The organism is Spirosoma lituiforme, assembly GCF_054776635.1.
Map to the genome: position 1 here is coordinate 303,104 of NZ_BAAHBO010000001.1, position 20,048 is coordinate 323,151.

A 20,048-nucleotide genomic window follows, 5' to 3' on the forward strand; every position below is an offset into this window, starting at 1 on the left:
CCGCCTGCGGAGGACGGACGGCTACCCGACTTCCGGCTATCTACCAGAAAGCGATACGGCTGCTTGCCTACCCTGCTTTTCCGGAAACAAATTGGTAAAGCAGGGGGTTATTCATGGTATTTCTAGCGGGAAAACGGGCAAATCACTGTCTGTTGTTAATTTGCACCGTACTCAGTAGCCGCCTTCAATGAATAATGATCGAAGCCCCCTGGACGTAACGAAGAAACTCACGGAGCAACTCGATGTTGACTTTGCCCTTAAAGCCGCCGGGCTTGGGGTCTGGGAAGTAGACCCCGTTACCAACAGAGTAGTATGGGATGATCGATGCCGTGAACTCTTTGGGCTGTCGAAAAACAACGAGTTATCGTTTGATCAGGCCCTTCAATCCATTCATCCCGACGATATAGACCAGGTTAACCGGGCCGTACAGTGGGCAATGACTCCCCAGTCGAACGGGTATTACGACGAAACCTACCGCACAGTGGGCGCGGATGACGGTCAGATCCGGTGGATTCGCTGCTACGGCAAAGGCTACTTTTCGGAAACCGGTGACATTTACCGCTTTGCGGGCGTGACGCAGGAGGTAACCCAGCAGATGCTGGCCCAGCAGAATGAGGCCAAGCTCATCAAAAAAAATGAAGCCCAATTTCGTTCCCTGATCGAAGAAGCTCCCGTAGCCACCATGCTGATGGTCGGCTCTGAGCACACGATTGAAGTGGCTAACGAAGCCATGCTTCGCCTGTTGGGAAGAGACGCAACCGTAGTGGGTCAACCCGCCATCACAGCCGTTCCCGAACTGGCTTCTCAGGTATATTTACAGTGGCTAAATGACGTGTTCGCGACCGGAATCACTCACGAAGCCAAAGCCATGCCGGGCGAACTGGTTATCAATGGACTAACCGAACACCACTATTTCGATTTTACCTACAAGCCCCTGCGCAACCCCACCGGGCAGGTGTATGGGATCATCAGCATGGCGGTGGATGTTACCCAGCAGGTGAAGACGCAGCAACGGCAGGACGAAAATCAACGGCAGTTACTGGACTTATTTGAACAGTCACCCGTGGGCTTGGCCACGATCAGTGCCGACGACAACCTGGTGATTCAGTGGGCGAATACGTTTTATGGCGAAATGGTGGCACGCCCGCTTCAGGCTGTTGTGGGCAAACCCTTGCTGGAAGCGATGCCCGAACTGACAGGTCAGGGATTTGACGATATTCTTAAACACGTCATTGCGACAGAAATTCCGTTTAATGCGCCTGAAGTAGCCGTAGACATCCTGCGTGACGGGGAGCTAACAACTATCTACATTGACCTGACGTATCAGCCCCGCAAGGGAAATCTGGGTTCCGTTGATAGTATCTTGGTTGTAGCCACCGACGTCACCCAGCAAGTACGGTCGCGCCGGGAGATTGAAGCCAACGAGCGGAATTTACGGGAAATGGTCATGCAGGCCCCAATTGGGATCTGCTTACTGAATGCCTCGAACCTGACAATCGAAAGCGTCAATGCTGCGTTTGTGGAGGTGGCCGGCAAGCCCACCGACGCCCTCGTAAACAAACCTTACTGGGAACTTTTTGCGGAAGTAGCCTTCCAGCATGAAGAGGACCTGAAGCGGGTCATACAGAATAGAGAAGCCTTTTATGCCAATGAGGTCGAAATGACGCTGGTTCGGCATGGCAAGAAGGAAACCATTTATGTCACGTTTGTCTACATGCCCCTGAGAGATGGAACGGGAGAGATCAAAAAAGTGGCCGTGTGGGTACTGGAAAATACGTATCAGGTAACCGAACGGCAAAAGATTGAAAAACAGGTGCAGCAGCGTACGGAAGAGCTGGCAACGGCCAACAAAGAGCTGGCGGCCATGAACAAAATGCTGACCAGCAGCAATGAAGAGTTACTGATCACCAGTGAGAAAACTATAGCGGTTAACGAAGAGCTGGCCCAGTCGAACTACAACCTCAGCCGCTCGAACGACAGCCTGGAGAAGTTCGCTTACGTGGCCAGCCACGACCTGCAGGAGCCACTACGCAAGATTCTTCAGTTCAGCGATATACTCAGCTTACAATATGGCGCACAATTAGGTGAAGGTACCCTGTATCTAGAGCGAATGCAGTCGGCAGCTGCCCGTATGTCCACCCTGATTCGTGACCTGCTCACGTTTTCGCGCATTGCTACCCAGCCGCCGACGGCTATACCGGTACCCTTGGGGAAGGTCATTGACACCATTCTGGATGATCTGGAACTCCGTATCCGAGAAACTGGCGCCGTTATCGACGTTGATTCCCTGCCGGTGGTGCCAGGTGACCGCCTTCAGTTAGAGCAACTGTTCCAGAACCTGCTGAGCAATGCGCTCAAATTTCACCAGGCCGGGCAACGTCCGGTCGTTCACGTTGGCTACCAAAAAATCACCCGGAATCAGCTGCCGGCCTCACTAAAAGCGGGACAAACGGCCAGTCAGTATCATCAGATTGATGTGACCGACAATGGGGTTGGCTTCGATGAGAAGTACCTGGACCGCATCTTTCAGGTCTTTCAGCGACTACACGGCCGAAATGAGTTTGCCGGCACGGGCATTGGGCTGGCTATCTGCGAAAAGGTAGTGACCAATCACGGTGGCGCCATTACCGCCCGTAGCCAGCCGGGGCAGGGGGCCACGTTCACGATTTATCTGCCGGCCTAGCACCCGGCACGCCAGTTGACTTTCACCCCTTTCCTGCCAGGTTTCTTCTTGGCCAATTCCGAAAAAATGCGTAGTTTTATAGGATAGCAAACAGGCGTGGTGATGGTGAATGAGCGAGTGATGGAGAAGCTGGAAATCCTCTCCGATGCGGCAAAATACGATGTTTCCTGTTCGTCGGGGCAGAGTAAGCGAGCCAATAAGGACAAAGGGTTGGGCGACTCGAAAGGCTACGGCATCTGTCATGCCTTCACGGACGATGGCCGCTGCGTATCCTTACTTAAAATCCTGCTGACCAACCACTGCATTTTCGACTGCGCCTATTGCGTGAGCCGCAAAAGCAACGACGTAAAGCGAGTTGCCTTTACGGTGGAGGAAGTCGTCGATCTGACCATCAGCTTTTACCGCCGAAATTACATTGAAGGACTGTTTTTGAGCTCCGGCATATTTGATAGCCCGGATTATACGATGGAGCGGCTGGTCAGGATTGCCAAAAAGCTGCGTACGGAAGAAAACTTCAACGGCTACATTCACCTGAAAGCCATTCCGGGCGCGAGTGAAGACCTGATGAAGGAAGCTGGCCTGTACGCCGATCGCCTGAGCGTTAATGTGGAAATGCCCACCGAACAAAGCCTGAAACTACTGGCTCCCGAGAAAAACCACCAGGACGTGATTCGGCCTATGGCGTATCTGAAAACCCAGATTGCCGGCCACCAGGAAGAGAGAAAACAAAATAGCAAAGCCCCCCTCTTTGCTCCGGCAGGCCAGAGCACGCAAATGGTGATCGGCGCTACGCGGGAAAGTGATCTAGAAATTCTCGGCATGGCCGATCATTTCTACCAGCAGATGAACCTGAAGCGGGTCTATTACTCAGGCTATGTCCCAATCAGCCAGGACAATCGACTCCCCGTTATTGGGACGCCCGTGCCCATTATTCGCGAGAACCGCCTGTATCAGGCCGACTGGCTGCTGCGCTACTATGGCTTTGGCGTCCATGAACTGGTCGGGTTTGATCAGCCTAATCTGGACCTGGATATGGATCCGAAACTGGGGTGGGCACTGCGCAATCTGGACCAGTTTCCGGTAGATATCAATACGGCCGACCTCGAACTGATCAAACGCGTTCCGGGTATCGGCGTTCAGAGCGCCCTGAAAATTGTGGCCGCGCGCCGATTCAGAAACCTGCAACCCGAGCATTTGAAAAAAATGGGAATAGCCTACAACCGGGCGCACTACTTTCTGGCTTTCAGTACGCCTTTCTCACTCCACAGAGACTACTCCCCTCTGCAACTCAGACAACTGATTCTGGCGCAGCAGAAAAGCAAGTACAAGGCCAACTCGTCCACCCAACTGAGTTTATTCTGATTTATGACGAGGTTACTCTACGATGGTACGTACGAAGGCTGGCTGACTGCCGTTTTTGATATCTACAACAACAAACTGGACGATGTGTCGTTTGACGCTCAGGAAGCGTCCTCCGGCTTGTTGTTCGGAACAACGCAATCCGTTATCACTGACGAAACGAAAGCGGAGCGGGTGCTGGCCGGGCTGAAAAAGCGGCTGTCAGTTGACGGTGTAAACCGACTCTACAAAACGTATCTTTCTGGTATTGACCGGCACGAGGAGGTTATGTGGCAGTTTGCCCGGCATGTCTTTGACAGTCCGCAAAATGTAGAAGAGGACTATAGCCACCCTGCGGTATGGGCAGTGAAGCAGGCCGCCAAACGGGTCAGGCAGGAGGTGCACCGGATGGAAGCGTTTGTTCGCTTCAAGCTGACCAAAGATGACTTATACTACGCCATCATCGAGCCCGAATGCGATGTTTTATTGCTGGTTGCTCCTCACTTTGAAAACCGTTACGCCGATCAGCGCTGGCTGATTTACGACGCAAAGCGCAAATACGGCATTTATTACGACCTGAACCAGGTGATAACAGTAACCATCGATTTTCATTATGGCCGGGCTTCCTCCAGCGTGATTGAGGAGATCAGCGACGAACGCGAAGAATTTTACCAGGAACTATGGCGTCGTTATGTCAAGAGTGTCACGATCGAATCCCGCAGAAACATGCGGCTGCAGATGCAGCACATGCCCAAGCGTTACTGGAAGCACCTGACCGAAAAAATACCCAAAGGTTAATGGCGAAAGCCTCGACCGGGCGGATCCGGCGACCAGACCAGCCGACGACCGAACGGGAACAAATTGTCGGTATTATAAGTTAAGTTGCTTACCTTTCAGACACTTAGCCTACGGAATCCCCCGCCTGGTCATGTCGAAACAGCTCAGAAATCGATTAATAAATGGATCAGGAAGCTTACAGGTACCGGCAAAATTTACGAAATGACATAAAACATTGCCCACAATCAATAAAATTTTTTAATAAGTATAATTACCCACAAGTATACATTTAAAGAATGTAAGTATTTTTACAGCAGAACCCTAAAAGAACGAAAATGAACCGCTCAACCCCGGAAAACAGTGAGCCATCCATAGACAAAACGGCGTACACGAATGTTTTGGCAGCCTGGACGGAAGCATCGTTCGACTTGTTCGTCAACTTCAAGAAAATAAGACAATGCCTGAATCAGGATGCCACTTCCGGGGAGCCTGAACGCGGGCAAGGCAGCTATATAGGCCAGTGCCCTAGAGAACCGCTAGCGGCTCTGTTTACCGACATAGGCGAGGAACTGGACGGATTACTTCAGGAACTTGAGCACTTGAACCGGGGCAGTCAGGCGGAATACAAAATGAAGCACGCCAGGATGATCGCTCAAACGGTAATCCTAAATCAATTAAATCAGCAAGCCAGAGACAAGCTGTTTCTCGCCACGTTGTCCGCTACCTGACCGCAAAAAACATGCAAAGGTGTGAAGCGAATCAGCCGTACATCCGATTACTACGTTGTCATGCCGACGCCGAGAAACACCCCAGCGTCAGCGTGACAAAAAGACCAGCCTGGCATCCACCAAGTTACTGGCAACGAGCCTGTTTACTGACCTCAGACCGGCCTCATTCAGACCTCAACGATCATTTTGCCGGTGTTCTGGCCGGAGAATAAGCCCAGCATGGCATCGGGCAGCTTGTCAAATCCCTTCAGTGTCGTTTCGGTGTAATGCAGTTTGCCTTCGTTGACCCAGGCGGCCAGTTGCTGAGTACCTTCCGCAAAACGGTCCTGGTAATTGCTGACGATAAAGCCTTTCATCAGGACACTTCTGGTCAGCAGCATCGGCTGAATACGGGGACCCATCGGTACGTCGGTCGTGTTGTAGAGGGATATCTGACCGCACAGGGGTATTCGGGCGTGAAAGTTGATATGTTTAATGACCGCATCCGATACAGCTCCACCCACATTATCGAAATAAACATCGACCCCATTTGGGCAGGCTTCGGCAATGGCTTTTGACAGATCGGGAGCCGTCTTGTAATTAACCACCACATCGTAGCCAAACTCCTTTGTCAGTTGCGCCACTTTCTCATCGGAGCCTGCAATGCCCACAACCCGGCAACCGCTAAGTTTGGCAATTTGCCCCACAATTAATCCGACCGCGCCAGCCGCACCTGATACAACAACGGTTTCTCCCGCTTTGGGCTGACCAATGTCCAATAAACCGAAGTAGGCCGTCAGCCCTGGCATACCCAGTATACCGAGGTAGTAACTGGCCGGGGCCAGCGTTGTATCTACTTTTTTCAGGCCCTTGCCCGGCACCACCGAGCGGGTCGCCCAGGGCAGGGTTCCGATAACGACATCGCCGGGCACAAAGCCGTCTGCCTTACTGTCAATTACTTCGGCGATGGCTCCGCCACTAATCGGCTGGCCAACCGCAAACGGCGGCACATACGATTTTGTGTCGTTCATCCGGCCCCGCATGTAAGGATCGACGGAGAAATAGGTTCCCCGCACGGCTACGTCACCGTCTTTGAGTTCGGACAGGGTTAGTGGTTCAAACTGGAATGTGTTTGCGTCGGGCATTCCGTTGGGACGCGATGCAAGAACGATTTGTTGATCACTCATAGGGTTGCGGTTTCGTTGGTGGTAACCGTCAGGGTCACCGAAATGTTACCGCGCGTGGCATTCGAGTATGGACATACTTGGTGTGCTTTATCCACCAATTCTTCCGCAACAGCCTGATCGACGCCTGGCACGTTCACGTCGAGCGTGACAGACAGTCCAAAAGCACCTCCATCCAGTTTACCGATGCTCACATCGGCCGTTACCGCCGTTACACCTGTTTTTACTTTAGCCATTCGGGCCACCATGTTGAGGGCGCTATCGAAACAGGCGGCATAGCCCGCAGCAAACAGCTGCTCGGGATTAGAATAGGCACCTCCTGCCCCACCCAGTTCGCGGGGTGTGCGAACGTCGAGGCTCAAAACTTGATCGGATGAGGTGACGTGACCATCGCGGCCACCGGTTGCCGTAGCCTGGGCTGTATACAACGATTGAAACATGATTTTATTAATTAATTAGTCGGTACTGGTAAGCTGATGTAAAATAGTTTGAAGCTGATCTCGCAGGGCAATGAGTTGCTGAGTGTCCAGGTGCAGGCTTTCCTGTAACTGGTCCGGAATTTCCATAGCCTGGTTCTGCATGGTTCGTCCGCTTTCGGTGAGCAGAAGCGTCACCTGACGTTCATCGTCCGGATTGCGATTCCGTGTCAGTAACCCCTTCTGTTCCATGCGCTTGAGCAACGGAGTCAGCGTTCCGGAGTCGAGTAGCAACCGCTCCCCTATTTCACCAACGGTTCGGTTGTCTGACTCCCAAAGCAACAGCAGCACCAGATACTGGGGATACGTCAGATCCAGCTTTTCGAGAAAAGGTCGATACTGCGCCGTCACCTGCCGGGAAAGCGCATACAGCGGAAAACAAACCTGGCTATCCAGCAGTAACTTATTCATTGCCCAAAATTATATTGTGTACAATTCAATAACCGATGACCGTCGATAAAAGTTTGGCACCAATGATTCTTTTGTTGTTGACCGTCTCAGGGCAGAACCTACAGCGGTCGCCAAACGCGGTTTTATCGCTTATTTTAAGGGTATAACCAGGCGAAACAAGGTACCCTTGGCATGAATTAATTCATACTGACCTTCTAACTGATCACTCAGCAGACCAATCAGCTGTTTGCCAAAGGAAGATCGGTCGGCACCCGGATGCCAGTTGGCGGCCTCCGTACCAGGACCATTATCCTCGATCTCCAGCGTGAGTTCATGCGTTACGGAAAAAGCGACACGCAACTCGGGCCGCTCGTGGTCCTGGTACGCATGTTTGAGCGCATTCGTGATTACTTCGTTCGCAATTAAGCCGAGCGGAATGGCCGTATCTGCTTCCAGGTCCCGTTGGTCTATGGCAAGGGTCAGGGCAAGGGTTGCGCCATTGTAGCCGTAGGACTGTATCAACCCCTGCGTCAGATCAACCAGGTATTCGTGCATGTTTACCTGCGTGATGCGATCGGTCAGGTACAGGCGCTGGTGAATAAGTGCCATTGCCTGAACCCGCTGCTGACTGGCCAGCATGGCCTGCCTGGCCACCGGATCTTTCAAGCGCGAGAGTTGCAGATTCAGCAGGCCCGTGACAATGGCCAGGTTGTTCTTGACCCGATGGTGGAGCTCTTTCATCATTACCCTCAATTCATCGGATTGCTGCTGAATTTTAGTCCGGCTCCGCTGGATGCGCTTGTTCTGCCAGACCATAATGCTGAGTAGCCCCGACAGCACCAGCAGGCCCGCCAAACCAACCCATAACTGGCGGGTTTGATAAGCGTTAAGCGCATCTAACTGGCGAATCTGGGTTTCTTTTTCTTTCGTCTGATAACGGGTTTCCAGTTCCGCAAACTTCTGGCTACGGACTTGATTCTGGATACTGTCCCGGTAAATGGCCCATTGCTTGTGAGCCCCCAGAGCCTGACGAAACTTCCTCTGTTTTTCATACAATAGCGTGAGTGCGTCATAAACCCACATCTGGTGCAGCAGTTGATAGCCATTATCCTGACGACCGTATACCAGCGCCTGCCGGGCATAATATTCAGCGAGTTTGAAGCGATTCAGTTGAATGAGGGGGTAAGGAATACCGTCGTAAATGGCCGTTACGAAATGACGCTCAAAAGCTTTGTCAGTCCTGTTTTGCGTTTTAATAGCCTGGGCGTACTTCATGCATTGCTGGTAAAGCCGAATAGACAGTTCTGGGCGATGCAGATCACTGTAGTTAAAAGCGATATTAACGAGCTTGTTATAGTAACCGTCCCACAGCCCCAATCGCCGGAAAATTGCCTGGGCCTTCTTGTTATAGAACAAGGCCTGTTGCGCATCGTGCCGCTGATCAGCCAGATTCGCCAGACCACCATAGGCCTGCGAAAGATTGACTAAACTGGCCTTTGGCGCGCTGGCGTCGATAATTTTGCGGTAGTAAAAACGGGCATGATCCACATCCAGCGTGTGCTGGTAGGTATTGCCCATGTAAACATACAGTTGATGAATACTATCCGGTCGAGTGAAGTAGGCAAGGGCCAGTTGGTACTGGCGTAAGGCCTGCGGGTAATTATTCTGTTGATTGGCCAAACGCCCGCTGGCTTTATAAACACTGGCAATTTGATTGCTATCCTGCCGTTGTTCTGCCAGCTGGAGGGCTTCCCCCAGGGCGAGTTCGGCTTCTTTGACATGATGCAGACTCATCTGACGCTCCTGAAAACGAATCAGCTTAGCGATTCGGATCGAATCCGGCAACCCGGCCAGGGTCAGTCGAAAGGGCCTGTAGCCATCGGGAGCGGTTGGTAGCTGAGCCCAGCTCAACGGTAGAGCCAACCAGTACAATACTAGAACATTACGCAATTTCATGAAGGCAGGCGCGAAAAAATCTCTCTCATGCAGTTAAACAAAGCTAAGGAAACAGTAAAGAAATCCCTTGTCTACGGTTATGGCCGTCAAACCAGCCCAAACAAGGCTGATCCAGTGTGGTCTCCTGCAAAGTAAGTCGGCTTCTTGTTGTATAATGCCGCATTTGACAACGCAGGGGCACAGTGAATGTGCTGTCAGTTGAGATCGTAGCCCCCGTTAGCGCCTGCGATCCCGTCTTTTTTCCGTCCATAAAAGTTTGCAAAAAAACGGGTCGTATACCCCTACATTCACCCGGCAAACTAGCTACACTCAATTACACTAGCGAATGAACATTCACTCCAGACGGACATTTATCCGGCAGGTAGGGCTCGGTTTGGGTACCTCGGCTAGCTGGCCAGCATTGGCGTCTCTGGCGCCATCCGACGTAAACGGAAACGAAGAGCCAGCGAAAAAACTAACCATTGCCCTGTGTGGCCTGGGCCAGTACGCGACTATTTTGAAAGGCAGCATTAGCCAATCCCAGTATTGCCGGCTTGGTGGAATAATTACCGGTACGCCAGCGAAGGCGCAGCAATGGAAGAAGGAATTCGGGTTAGCCGACAAAGACGTCTATTCCTACCAGAACTTTGATCAGATCAGGCACAACCCGGCAATTGACGCCGTTTATATCACGTTACCCAATGGCCTGCACAAGGAATACGCCATCCGGGCCGCTCAGGCGGGAAAGCATGTTATTGTTGAAAAACCGATGGCACTGACCGAAACCGACTGTCAACAGATGATAGCCGCCTGCCAGAAAGCGGGCGTACAACTGGCCGTTGGGTATCGACTGCACTACGAGCCACACCATATCGAGCTAAAACGATTGGGCCAGCAGAAGGTATTGGGGCAAGTGCGCCTGATTGACGCTTCTCTGGGGTATCGGCTGGCGGGTATTAGCCCGACCGACTGGCATCTTAAGAAAGCCATGGCCGGGGGAGGCCCCCTCATGAACCTTGGCATTTACTGCGTTCAGAGTGCCCGGTATGTGCTGGGCGAAGAACCGATTGCGGTTACGGCTCAATATGGGCCGGTCACCATGCCTGCTTTATTTAGCGAAGTGGAAGAAAACATAAGCTGGCAACTCTACTTTCCCAGCGGGGCCATGTGTACCTCATCCAGCATGTCCAACTGTACCATTGATCGCTTTTTTGCGTCGGCCGACGAAGGTTACTTCGAGCTGAGTCCCGCGTTAAGTTATGGTCCGTTTAAAGGGCAATCCAGCCAGGGTGTTTTCAATTTCCCCGTCATCAACCAGCAGGCCGCCCTGGTCGATGACGTTGCCAGGCACATTTTAGCCAACAAACCCTTACCCAGCCACATCGCAGGGGAGGAAGGCCGTAAGGATATGAAAGTACTGGAAGCCATCTATCGGGCCGCGGATACGGGCAACAAAATCCGTTTGGCCTGACCTGGTTTGGTGCCTGCACGGGAGGGGCTTACCGCAGCCCGCTTATTTTTCTTTTCTATGCTGCAACTCACTAACTTCAGAAAAACCTACCACAGCCAGCCTGTTCTTCAGATTGACTTCTTGTCGATAACGTCCGGAATTTATTGGGTTCAGGGCGTTAACGGCTCGGGTAAGAGTACACTGCTCAAAGCCCTGGCCGGCATTGTCTCCTTCGAGGGCGATAGCGTACTGAACGGACAAATAAGCCTGAAGCGACACTCGGTTGCGTATCGGAGGTTGGTCAACTTTGCCGAAGCCGAGCCTGTATTTCCCGAATTTCTGACCGGAACGGAACTGCTTAACCTATTTGAAGTCGCGAAACAGGCTCCAGACCAACAGGCCGATTACTTCCTGGAGAGTATGCTTATGACGGGGTACATAAACGATCCAATCCGTACGTATTCGAGCGGGATGCTGAAAAAGCTTTCCTTAGTGCTAGCCTTTTTGGGGCGGCCAGCCTGCATCCTGCTGGATGAACCGCTGACAACTCTGGACGTCGACTCCTTGCCCATTCTGCATGCCTGGATCGCCGAACAGCATCTCCAGCAGGGCACAACAGTTCTCCTGTCGTCGCATCAGCCGCTCGAAGGCACTACGCTTCCGACGATACAGAACATAGTCGTTGAGCATCAAACGATACGGTACGCTCCATGAAGAAAAAACTGACTCGTGTCTTGGTCAAGGTAGTGGCCAGCGGCTTTTACCAGGCGCATGCTGGTTTATTGCTTTCCCTGTTTATTCTTATTTTCATCAATTTCTTTTACACCAGTGTTCTCAACCAAACGCACCTGACCCAGGATCAGCTTATTCGGAACGCCTTGAAATTAGTGCTTACGTCGGTGAGCGAACCGCTGGGGGTTATCGTTTTTTGTAGCCTTTGTTTGGTGTATAGCCTGAAAAGCGGACAATACGTAACTCGGCGACTCAGAGCAGATGACGTACAGTTTCTGTTTTATAGCAGTAACGCCTTAAGTTGGGCGCAGCAGGTTGGGGCCTGGTCCATCGTTCAGCTGATCATCGCACTACCGATCTGTGGTCTGGGCCTGTTTGCCATGATCATCGGGATTACTTTCGGGTACTGGGTTGTTCCCCTGCTGATCCCCGTTTATTTACTGGCCCTTATCTTAATTAGTGCTGTTTATTACACGCGATTGATCAACACGACGGTTAGTCCGCCCGGTAGAATAAAGCGATCAAACTGGTTAAGAAGCTGGCCCAAACCGCTGTTCAGTTTATTCCTGTATGAGCTTATTGACAAAAAGCGTGTCCCCTACCTGATCACCAAATTACTGTCTCTGGTCAGTATCGGCCTGCTTTTTAGCCTGTTTGCGGATGCTCGTACCGATATTCGCCTGTTGGGCCTGATCGGTTTATGTGTTGCGTTGGCGCACAGTATCCTTATCTATCAGTCGAGCGAATTTGAGGTGGTTTATCTGCGTTTCGCCCGCAACTTTCCCCTCGGCCACTGGCAGTTGTACCGCCAGCAAAGTGCCCTGTATAGTCTGCTGCTGCTTCCCGAAATCGTCTGGTTTCTTCTCGTGGGTGGGTTTAGTCAGGGGTTGCTCGGCGTTTTGTTGATGCTGAGTCTACTGTTTTTGTTTCGTGCGCTCCTCTACAGACTCGGCCAGCGGATGGATGCTTATCTACGGTGGGTGTTCGGGCTATTCACGTTCTGTCTGCTGGCAATCGTGTTTGGTTTTACTCTATTTCTGCCTGTTTGTAGCGCCGTGGCAGCCTGGGGATTACACTATCGTTATCAGTATAGATCGTTAGAGTAGGCAACAGGAAGCGACCTGGCCGATTTACAGCAGCAGATTGCGTTTTACCGGTTGACTAATAAGTAGCTATCCGTACAACCTGACCGATTAAGGGCTATCAACCAGTAGTTCTGGCGGGCGATTTTTACAAGAATCCAGGCTGATCAACAAACCATTACACGTTCAAAAATTGGCTTGGCTTTTAATGAACGAATTAGGTTTCGGCCCGTTCCAGACAGTGTTAACAGCGTGTTTAAACGTGGATTCAGTCGATAGGTTCGGTTGTATAGGCTGGATATAAACGTGTCGTCGCGCCGACATCAACAGTGACAATATGCGCCTGGCCGCCTTCCCGTTCAATCGCTTCGGCTACTTGTTCGGCTTTATCCGGTGCATAAACAAACATACACCCCCCTCCACCCGAACCGTTAATTTTGCCCCCCAAAGCCCCCGCAGCAAGCGCGGCATCCAGCATCCGGTCAATTTTGGCCGTTGAAATTTGCTGAGCATCCCGCAGATTAGCCTGGTGCTCTGTTAACAACTGACCAAATCGGCTATCGTTCAGCACGGAACCCGGTGCAGAAGCGTCCTGAATCAGCGTTAGGGCATCCCGCAACAGATCACGGTTGGCCAATGTTCCGCGCAGCAGGATGTAATCGTCTTTTGAGAGAACATTTTCGTATGCCGACACAGCCGTAATCGGGGTTGTGTGCAGCGAAAAGGTTGGAGCAATAGCCGTCAGTTGCTTCGCGATGCGTAACATGCCGTACTTTACGCGACCTAAAATTCCGATGGTATCTTTTGGCTCCCGGGAGTTGCCCAATACAAACGTGCCCAGCCTGGGCTGGTAGGTTTCCAGCCTGATGACAGGCGTCGATTCCAGATAAATTACGCCCCCAACGGCGGTTGAATAATGATCCATCATCCCACCGGGCTCGCCAAATTCCAGCACTTCAGCCACGTAGGCAAGTTCGGCCAGTTCTTTGGCAGTCAATAGCTTAGGATCATCAGCCAGTTGACTAAGCACATTGAGCCAGGTAATCAGCAGGGCCGATGAACTCGATGTACCCGCATTGATGGGGATAGCTCCCCTGACCTCTCCTTCGATACCCCGGCTAAAGCGGAATCCGTTCCGATGCAGTACGTTAACCGCACTCCGAAAATAATCCCGGTCATGCTGATACGCCAGCGGTAAATCCGTTAGGTCGACTTGCACCCGGCTGTTCAGATCCGGTAAGTTCAGACGAACCACCGGCTGGTTTGTGCGTTCGGCAACGACCTGAATGCGGCAGGAGATAGCGGCAGCAATAACAGGAAGGCCCAGATAGTCCTGGTGTTCACCAAAAAGGCAGATGCGCCCGGGTGTAGAAGCGGAGATAGCGGAATCAGTCATAGTCAGAAAAAACGTGCCGGATGAAGGTACCAGCCCTAAGGTAAAGCGTCGATGTTGATAGCCGGAGCCCGCTTGCTGGCGGATCTTGCCAAGGGTGTATTGATCGGCGTGTAGGTATCGAAGAAGCCGCAGTTGCGCAGGAAAAAACGCTGACCGTTTAGCCCCCCCGCGTAATCCAGCCGATACGCTTTTCGAGCGGTGTTGTCAGCCGTAAACTGGGCGTTTGTCAGCTCTTTCCACTGCCCGTCCTGGCTACGGATCCACTGGTTTCCGAACTCGACTTCCCGCTGGATAGTACCCGTTTCGGGAGTGAAGTTTTCCAGAAACGAATAGAGCGATTTCAGATACGTTGTGGTTTTCGGCCGTCTGAAACTGGCGATAAGGTGCCAGTTGGTGTCGCTGGCCGGTTTAAAATAAGCCGTGTACTGGGTGTAACCGTCTGTTACGGGTTGACCGTGCAACAGGAACTGGTACGTTTGGCCAGTCTGCCAGTTGTACCGCCAATAGCTCTGCCCGCCCGAGCCTTCGTTGCCAAAATCGTTGGTAACGACATCCGTTCCTTTTCTTACCAGTCCTATTTTCTGGTCGTCCGGAATGGCGCGGGGATCATCGGTTGTAAACGGACTCCAGACCGAAAACAGAATCCGCCGTTCCGTTGCCGAGTTAACCTGCATGCCAAAATACCCTTCGCCGAAACCATTGGCCATGAAATACGATCCGATCACGTCACTGCCTTTGGGAACGGTTACTTCGTTGTAAAACCACTCGGCCTCCACGCCTTCCGGAATCGGGTAGCGCAGGTGAACCGACGGCCCCCGCCGACCCCAGTAGAAAAAGTTACCCTCGTTGTTTCGGACAAAAGCCGTCTGTTCGTCGACCGCGTTTCCGCTGATACCGAAATCGGATACCTCGGCATACGTAGCGCCGGTTTTACTCACCCCTTCCAGCGTGATCGGTACGTATCCCGCCTTTGCAATTGTCCATTGCCCAAGCCTGTGGTCGGCTACTGGATCGCCCTGTACGTCAATCTCTTTCGATTTGCCCAGCAGCGTAACCCGGATTCGACTTTTACCGGCTGGCACCCGCAGATTGATGGATAGTGTAAGCGTCCCTGCCTTCCCAAACCGCACATACGTCACGATCTTACTGGCCGGGTCCGACCAGTTTGTCAGACCATCCTGGCCAAGGCTTGCCGAAGTACCTGCTGGCGTGGCTACCCAGCTATTGCCCCCAACGGGCACCCGGACCACGTTCGTGTCGGAAACAACAGGCGTATTGATGGGTATAACCAGAGGCCTGCAGGCAAACAGGAATAGACTGAGTGCGCAGGCCCAGTGGAGAATGATCATGTTCGCAAACGGATTAAACGGCTAATGACAACGGGAGCGACCTACGAACGTCGCAGGTCGTTCCCGGCACCGGCACTGTATTACAATGGATTCTGTTTCAGGTTTTTATTCAACACGATTTCCGATTCAGGAATCAGATTGACCACTTGCTTATCATCGGGAGCCACCGTCTGCTGGCCGTTCGTCGTATTATGAAAGCCGGGGTAGTTGCGCACCAGACTCCGGTTGTTGCGGAATAAATCGTAGGGGCGGTGGCCTTCGAAAGCCAATTCCAGCCGACGTTCCTGAAGTACTACGTCCAGTACGGTTGGCAAACCTTTCAGGTCGGTCATTGAATAAAGTTCCGCGCCTGTCAAACCAGCCCGTTGCCGGATCAGGTTCACATCAGCGATCGCCCTGGCAGTTTCGCCGGTTTTGGCGTAGGCTTCCGCCCGGTTCAGGTACATTTCCGACAGCCGCAGCACAATGGGCGAACTTAGTGTTGGAATACCCCCCTGGTTCGAAAATTTGGTAATGAACACCTTGTCAATCCCATTCCGTTTTTCCTGCACACCAGCGGTCGTCAGCTTTTTCACTAAAAACGACCGGCGTTTATCGTTGGGGTATTTATTCACCAGATCCTGATATTCCTGCGAGGCATACACCTCGCCCCAGCCAATCCCGCCCGGCGACGTATAGTACATCGAGCCAATGGCACTAAAGCCCCGGTCGTCTTTCAGGGTGTGTTTGATGGCAAAAATAACTTCCCGATTCTGCTCATTTTCCAGCGTGTAAAAATCAGGTACCTGCGTTGGAGTCGCGAGGGCAAACCGGCTGTCGGCAATGACCAGATCGGCGTATTTGAGCGCGTTGGCGTTATCGTTCATGTACAGATACACCCGCGACAACAGCGCGTTGGCAGCCGCCGGACTGGCATAACTACTGGTGCGAACGGTTGTCATGAGTTGGGCCGACCGCTGAAGTTCGCTCAGAACAAACGCATACACCTCTTTTACCGTAGCCCGCGTGGCATTGTCATCGGCGTTGGTATCCGTTTTGATGATGACCCCCAGATTGTCCGGACTCTGGGTGTACGGCCGACCAAACAGGCGAACCAGATCGAAGTGGACCATGGCCCGCAGAAACCGATTCTCGCCCAGAATCTGATCCAGTTCTTTCGATGTCCCTTCTTTAATGGACGAAATCACCTTGTTGCATCCGACAATGACCTGATACGCTTTCCGGTAAATCTGTAATGCGTTGCCCTGGTCGGACGTATGTCGGTAGGTATACGTCAGGAATAACGGGTCGGTCGTAGTACCGCTTAGCGTAAGGTTGTCGCCGGGGTACTCGTTCATGATGTACAGATTACGAGTATAGTCCGAATCTTTAATGAACGTATAGTTACCATCTGTAGCGGCCCGTAAACCCTGCGCATTTTGCAGAATGGCATCTTCGGGAAGGCCGTTGTACGGGGTTTTGTCAATGCTGCAGGCGGAGGTTATGAAGACGATACCCAGCCAGGTATACCGAGAAAAAAGAGCTTTCATAAAGGGTGCTGCTTAGAAACTGAGTTGAACGCCAAAGACAAACTTCTTGCTGAATGGATACTTCGTCCCGACTTCGCCGGTCTCCGTCACGTCGGGGTCGATGCCCGAGAACTTGGTGATTGTGAACAGGTTATCCGCCGATGCCGACAGCCGCACGTTGTTAAGTTTGGCCCGGCTGATCAGCGTTTTGGGCAGATCGTAATTCAGGGTGATGTTGCGTAAACGCAGGTAATTGCCGTTTTCGAGAAAGCGCGACGACGGGCGCTGGGCGTTTTTGTTGCCGCCGATAACGTATTTGGGATGCGTGGCCACGTCACCGGCTTTTTCCCAACGGCTCCAGCCGGGTTGCAGGGCCAACAGGTTGTAGCGATCGTAGGCACCGTCATTGTCGAACAGGTTGCGATCGCCATTGTAAAGGGTTGCTCCCGTGGCGTACGTAAAGAAGGCGTTCAGTTCGAACCCCTGCCAGCTAAGCACCTGCCGGATACCCCCGAATAGTTTCGGGTTGGCGTTGCTACCGATAAACTGTAGCGTGGCTTCGTTGTAGTTGTTGGTTGTTGTCGTTGTGCCATCCGTGTTTACTTTCTGCCACAGGGGGTCGCCCGTTGCCGGATCAACGCCTTCCCATCGGCGCATGTACCAGCTATTCAGTGGCCTTTCCAGCGCAAACGGACGCATGCCATTCGCCACGAAGGTCCGGTCGCTGTAGAGAGCCGTTACCTTGTTGCGGTTGAGGCCCGCGTTAAGGTCAGCCCGCCATTTAACCGCCGTTTTTTGCAGAATATCAGCCGACAAAACAATTTCAACCCCCTGATTCCGCACCGAACCAATATTTTCAGTAATGAATGCATAACCACTCGTCCCCTGCAATGGCCGGTTAAACAACAGATTATTGGTCAGTCGGTTATAAGCATCGACGGTTACGTTCAACCGATTCCACAACGTAGCGTCGACACCGACGTTGGCATTATTGGATACCTCCCACGAGAGGTTCGGATTTTCGATACGGGTTGGATAAGCGGATGGATTGCCTGCATACTGGCCCGTTAAGTTATACAGGCCCTGGGCGGCATAATCATTGATCCCATCCGCATTACCCGTTGTCCCGTAGCTGAGCCGGAATTTCAGGTTGTTGAGGGTCAAATTATTGCTCAGAAATGCTTCGTTGGAGGCAATCCAGGTCAGGCCGACGGCATAAAAGTTGCCGTATTTCCGGTCGCGGCCAAACTTGGACGATCCGTCTCTCCGAAACGATGTTGTGACCAGATACTTTTCCTTATACCCGTAGTTGGCCTGAAACAGGTACGATTGAAACGCGTTGTCAGTCTTGGTACCACCAATGGTTTCGGGCTGCGACGTAGCGTCTAGAATATTCAGACCAGAAAAGATGCCCTTGCCCGTCGCGCTGAGCGATTCATAGTAATACGTTTGATATTCGTAGCCCACCAGTCCGTCGAGACTATGTCCACCATTGAAACTGCGTTTGAAGCGAAACAGATCAGACGTCAGCAACGTGTAGTTGCGGCTGGTAAATTGACTGAGCCGACCCAGTACATCGGCGGCTGCGTTACCGCGCAGATCCTGATTGCTTTCGCTACCGTAAATGGTCGTTTGGGCCCGGTTGGTGGTTGAGAAAGAAAGCCAGGGCAACAAGTCATACTCGGCTTTCAGCAAGACATCGCCTGCCTGCGTATTCTCGTTGAATGTATTGAACTGCTGGTTGTAGATGAAGTTGGCATTGTCGCGACCGTACCACCGTTTTGCTCCCGTGACTGGATTATACGGTTGTCCGTTGTAATACGGATCATCGTAGGGCAGGTAGGTGTAGGCCCCGTACAGCGAACCATTGCTGTTATCGAAGCCCCGCGTGATCGTACCGGCCGTATTCAGGCTTACCCGAAACTTTTCGCTGAGGTTATGGCTAAAATTCAGCCGAAGTCCGAATCGGTTAAGGCCCGTACCTTTCAGGATCCCGTCTTCCTGGTAGTAGTTGCCACTCAGGTAAAAGCGGGTCTTGTCGCTGCCACCGGCAGCACTCAGTTCGGCCAGCGTATTGGTAGCGGGTCGGAACGACTGATCGAACCAGTTCGTATTGGCGTTGTCGTCAGGCGTAGGCAGGTAATCGTTAAGAACACCCGTTGGCCGGTCGCGCTGAAAAACACTTTTTTGCAGGTCGTAGAGTTCCTGCCCGTTGAGCAGCCGGAAATTACCCAGGCTGAGGTAACCGACGCCCTTGTTGAGCCGGGCCGTTAGTTGCGCTTTCCCGGATGTGCCCCGTTTGGTGGTGACCACAATAACGCCGTTGGACGCCCGGGCCCCGTAAAGAGCCGTAGACGCGGCATCTTTCAGTACCGTAATCGACTCGATATCACTGGGATTCGGAATACCGCCGATGACGCCATCCACAACGTAGAGTGGGTCTGAACTGGCGGTCAACGTACCGATTCCCCGGATCAGTATTTTGGGTGGTGTCCGTGGATCGCCGGAGCTATTGCCCACGAACACACCAGCGGCTTTGCCCTGCAACAACTGCCCGACGTTATTAGCCGTTACATCCTTGAGTTCTTTAGCCGATACGGCCTGGGCCGCGCCCGTCAGGTTTTTCTGCGTTGTTGTGGTGTACCCCAGCACGACCACTTCGCTGAGACTTTTGTTATCGCTGGCCAGCCTGACATCGATAGTGGTTTTAGTACCGATGGCAATCTCCTGCGATACATAACCCACGGAGCTGAAAACCACGACTGTGCTGGCGTCGGCAACGGTCAGTTGATAACGTCCATTGCCGTCGGTCGTGGTTCCGCGCGATGATCCTTTGGCGACTACGTTGACGCCAGGCAGACCCTGGCCATTCTCCGTATCCGTAACGGTCCCATTGACCGTAAGGGGTGACTGAGCCTGGGTGACCACAGTCAGTGAAATCAGCAACAGACCCAAAAGCCACCGTAACAATGGTCGAGCACCGGTCCTTATTCGTAGAAATGAATGATTCATATTGGCGATTGGTTGCTATGCGTGAAGGA

15 protein-coding genes are annotated in these 20,048 nt (G+C 52.4%); 7 read left to right on the plus strand and 8 right to left on the minus strand.

What is annotated here, in order from left to right:
- Positions 1–187: 187 nt before the first annotated feature.
- From ACYU87_RS01295 to ACYU87_RS01310, 4 genes are all read left to right on the plus strand, one after another.
- Positions 188–2,683, plus strand: coding sequence for a PAS domain-containing protein (locus tag ACYU87_RS01295; protein WP_461132210.1), 2,496 nt, complete (start codon positions 188–190; stop codon positions 2,681–2,683).
- 105 nt (positions 2,684–2,788) lie between these two features.
- Entirely contained in the window at positions 2,789–4,045 is a 1,257-nt protein-coding gene (locus ACYU87_RS01300; RefSeq protein ID WP_461133612.1) for a putative DNA modification/repair radical SAM protein, read from the plus strand.
- A 3-nt stretch (positions 4,046–4,048) separates the two neighbouring features.
- Positions 4,049–4,819 carry a TIGR03915 family putative DNA repair protein gene (locus ACYU87_RS01305; protein WP_461132211.1) on the plus strand — a complete coding sequence of 257 codons (771 nt, stop codon included), beginning with the start codon at positions 4,049–4,051 and terminating at the stop codon, positions 4,817–4,819.
- Between the two features lie 314 nt (positions 4,820–5,133).
- The gene (locus ACYU87_RS01310; protein WP_461132212.1) at positions 5,134–5,526 is read left to right on the plus strand and encodes a hypothetical protein; all 393 of its coding nucleotides are present in this window, start codon (positions 5,134–5,136) and stop codon (positions 5,524–5,526) included.
- A 167-nt stretch (positions 5,527–5,693) separates the two neighbouring features.
- Here the strand turns inward: ACYU87_RS01310 and ACYU87_RS01315 are convergent, their stop codons facing one another.
- The 4 genes from ACYU87_RS01315 to ACYU87_RS01330 form a co-directional block, all read right to left on the minus strand.
- Positions 5,694–6,692, minus strand: coding sequence for an NADP-dependent oxidoreductase (locus ACYU87_RS01315; protein ID WP_461132213.1), 999 nt, complete (start codon positions 6,690–6,692; stop codon positions 5,694–5,696).
- Positions 6,689–7,129 (minus strand): organic hydroperoxide resistance protein, encoded by a 441-nt coding sequence (locus tag ACYU87_RS01320; protein WP_461132214.1) that lies wholly within the window; start codon positions 7,127–7,129, stop codon positions 6,689–6,691. Before ACYU87_RS01320 ends, ACYU87_RS01315 begins: the two co-directional genes overlap by 4 nt.
- 15 nt (positions 7,130–7,144) lie before the next feature.
- Positions 7,145–7,576: a MarR family winged helix-turn-helix transcriptional regulator gene (locus ACYU87_RS01325; protein ID WP_461132215.1), complete on the minus strand. Its 432-nt coding sequence runs from the start codon at positions 7,574–7,576 to the stop codon at positions 7,145–7,147.
- Positions 7,577–7,705: 129 nt separating this feature from the next.
- Positions 7,706–9,511, minus strand: a complete 1,806-nt coding sequence (locus ACYU87_RS01330; protein WP_461132216.1) for a sensor histidine kinase — start codon at positions 9,509–9,511, stop codon at positions 7,706–7,708.
- 325 nt (positions 9,512–9,836) lie between these two features.
- Here ACYU87_RS01330 and ACYU87_RS01335 point away from each other — a divergent pair, with 325 nt between their 5' ends.
- From ACYU87_RS01335 to ACYU87_RS01345, 3 genes are read left to right on the plus strand one after another with little or no spacing between them, the layout of a single operon-like run.
- Positions 9,837–10,961 carry a Gfo/Idh/MocA family protein gene (locus tag ACYU87_RS01335; RefSeq protein WP_461132217.1) on the plus strand — a complete coding sequence of 375 codons (1,125 nt, stop codon included), beginning with the start codon at positions 9,837–9,839 and terminating at the stop codon, positions 10,959–10,961.
- Between the two features lie 57 nt (positions 10,962–11,018).
- Positions 11,019–11,654 (plus strand): ABC transporter ATP-binding protein, encoded by a 636-nt coding sequence (locus tag ACYU87_RS01340; protein ID WP_461132218.1) that lies wholly within the window; start codon positions 11,019–11,021, stop codon positions 11,652–11,654.
- Entirely contained in the window at positions 11,651–12,778 is a 1,128-nt protein-coding gene (locus ACYU87_RS01345; protein ID WP_461132219.1) for a hypothetical protein, read from the plus strand. Before ACYU87_RS01340 ends, ACYU87_RS01345 begins: the two co-directional genes overlap by 4 nt.
- 244 nt (positions 12,779–13,022) lie before the next feature.
- On the opposite strand, the gene ACYU87_RS01350 is transcribed toward ACYU87_RS01345, so the two are convergent.
- From ACYU87_RS01350 to ACYU87_RS01365, 4 genes are all read right to left on the minus strand, one after another.
- Positions 13,023–14,150: a mevalonate kinase family protein gene (locus ACYU87_RS01350; protein WP_461132220.1), complete on the minus strand. Its 1,128-nt coding sequence runs from the start codon at positions 14,148–14,150 to the stop codon at positions 13,023–13,025.
- Between the two features lie 35 nt (positions 14,151–14,185).
- Entirely contained in the window at positions 14,186–15,499 is a 1,314-nt protein-coding gene (locus ACYU87_RS01355) for a DUF3472 domain-containing protein (RefSeq protein ID WP_461132221.1), read from the minus strand.
- A gap of 80 nt (positions 15,500–15,579) precedes the next feature.
- Complete coding sequence (locus tag ACYU87_RS01360) at positions 15,580–17,028, minus strand: RagB/SusD family nutrient uptake outer membrane protein (RefSeq protein ID WP_461132222.1); 1,449 nt, start codon at positions 17,026–17,028, stop codon at positions 15,580–15,582.
- 12 nt (positions 17,029–17,040) lie between these two features.
- A complete protein-coding gene (locus ACYU87_RS01365; RefSeq protein WP_461132223.1) occupies positions 17,041–20,019 on the minus strand; it encodes a SusC/RagA family TonB-linked outer membrane protein in 2,979 nt (992 codons plus the stop codon).
- Positions 20,020–20,048: the final 29 nt, after the last annotated feature.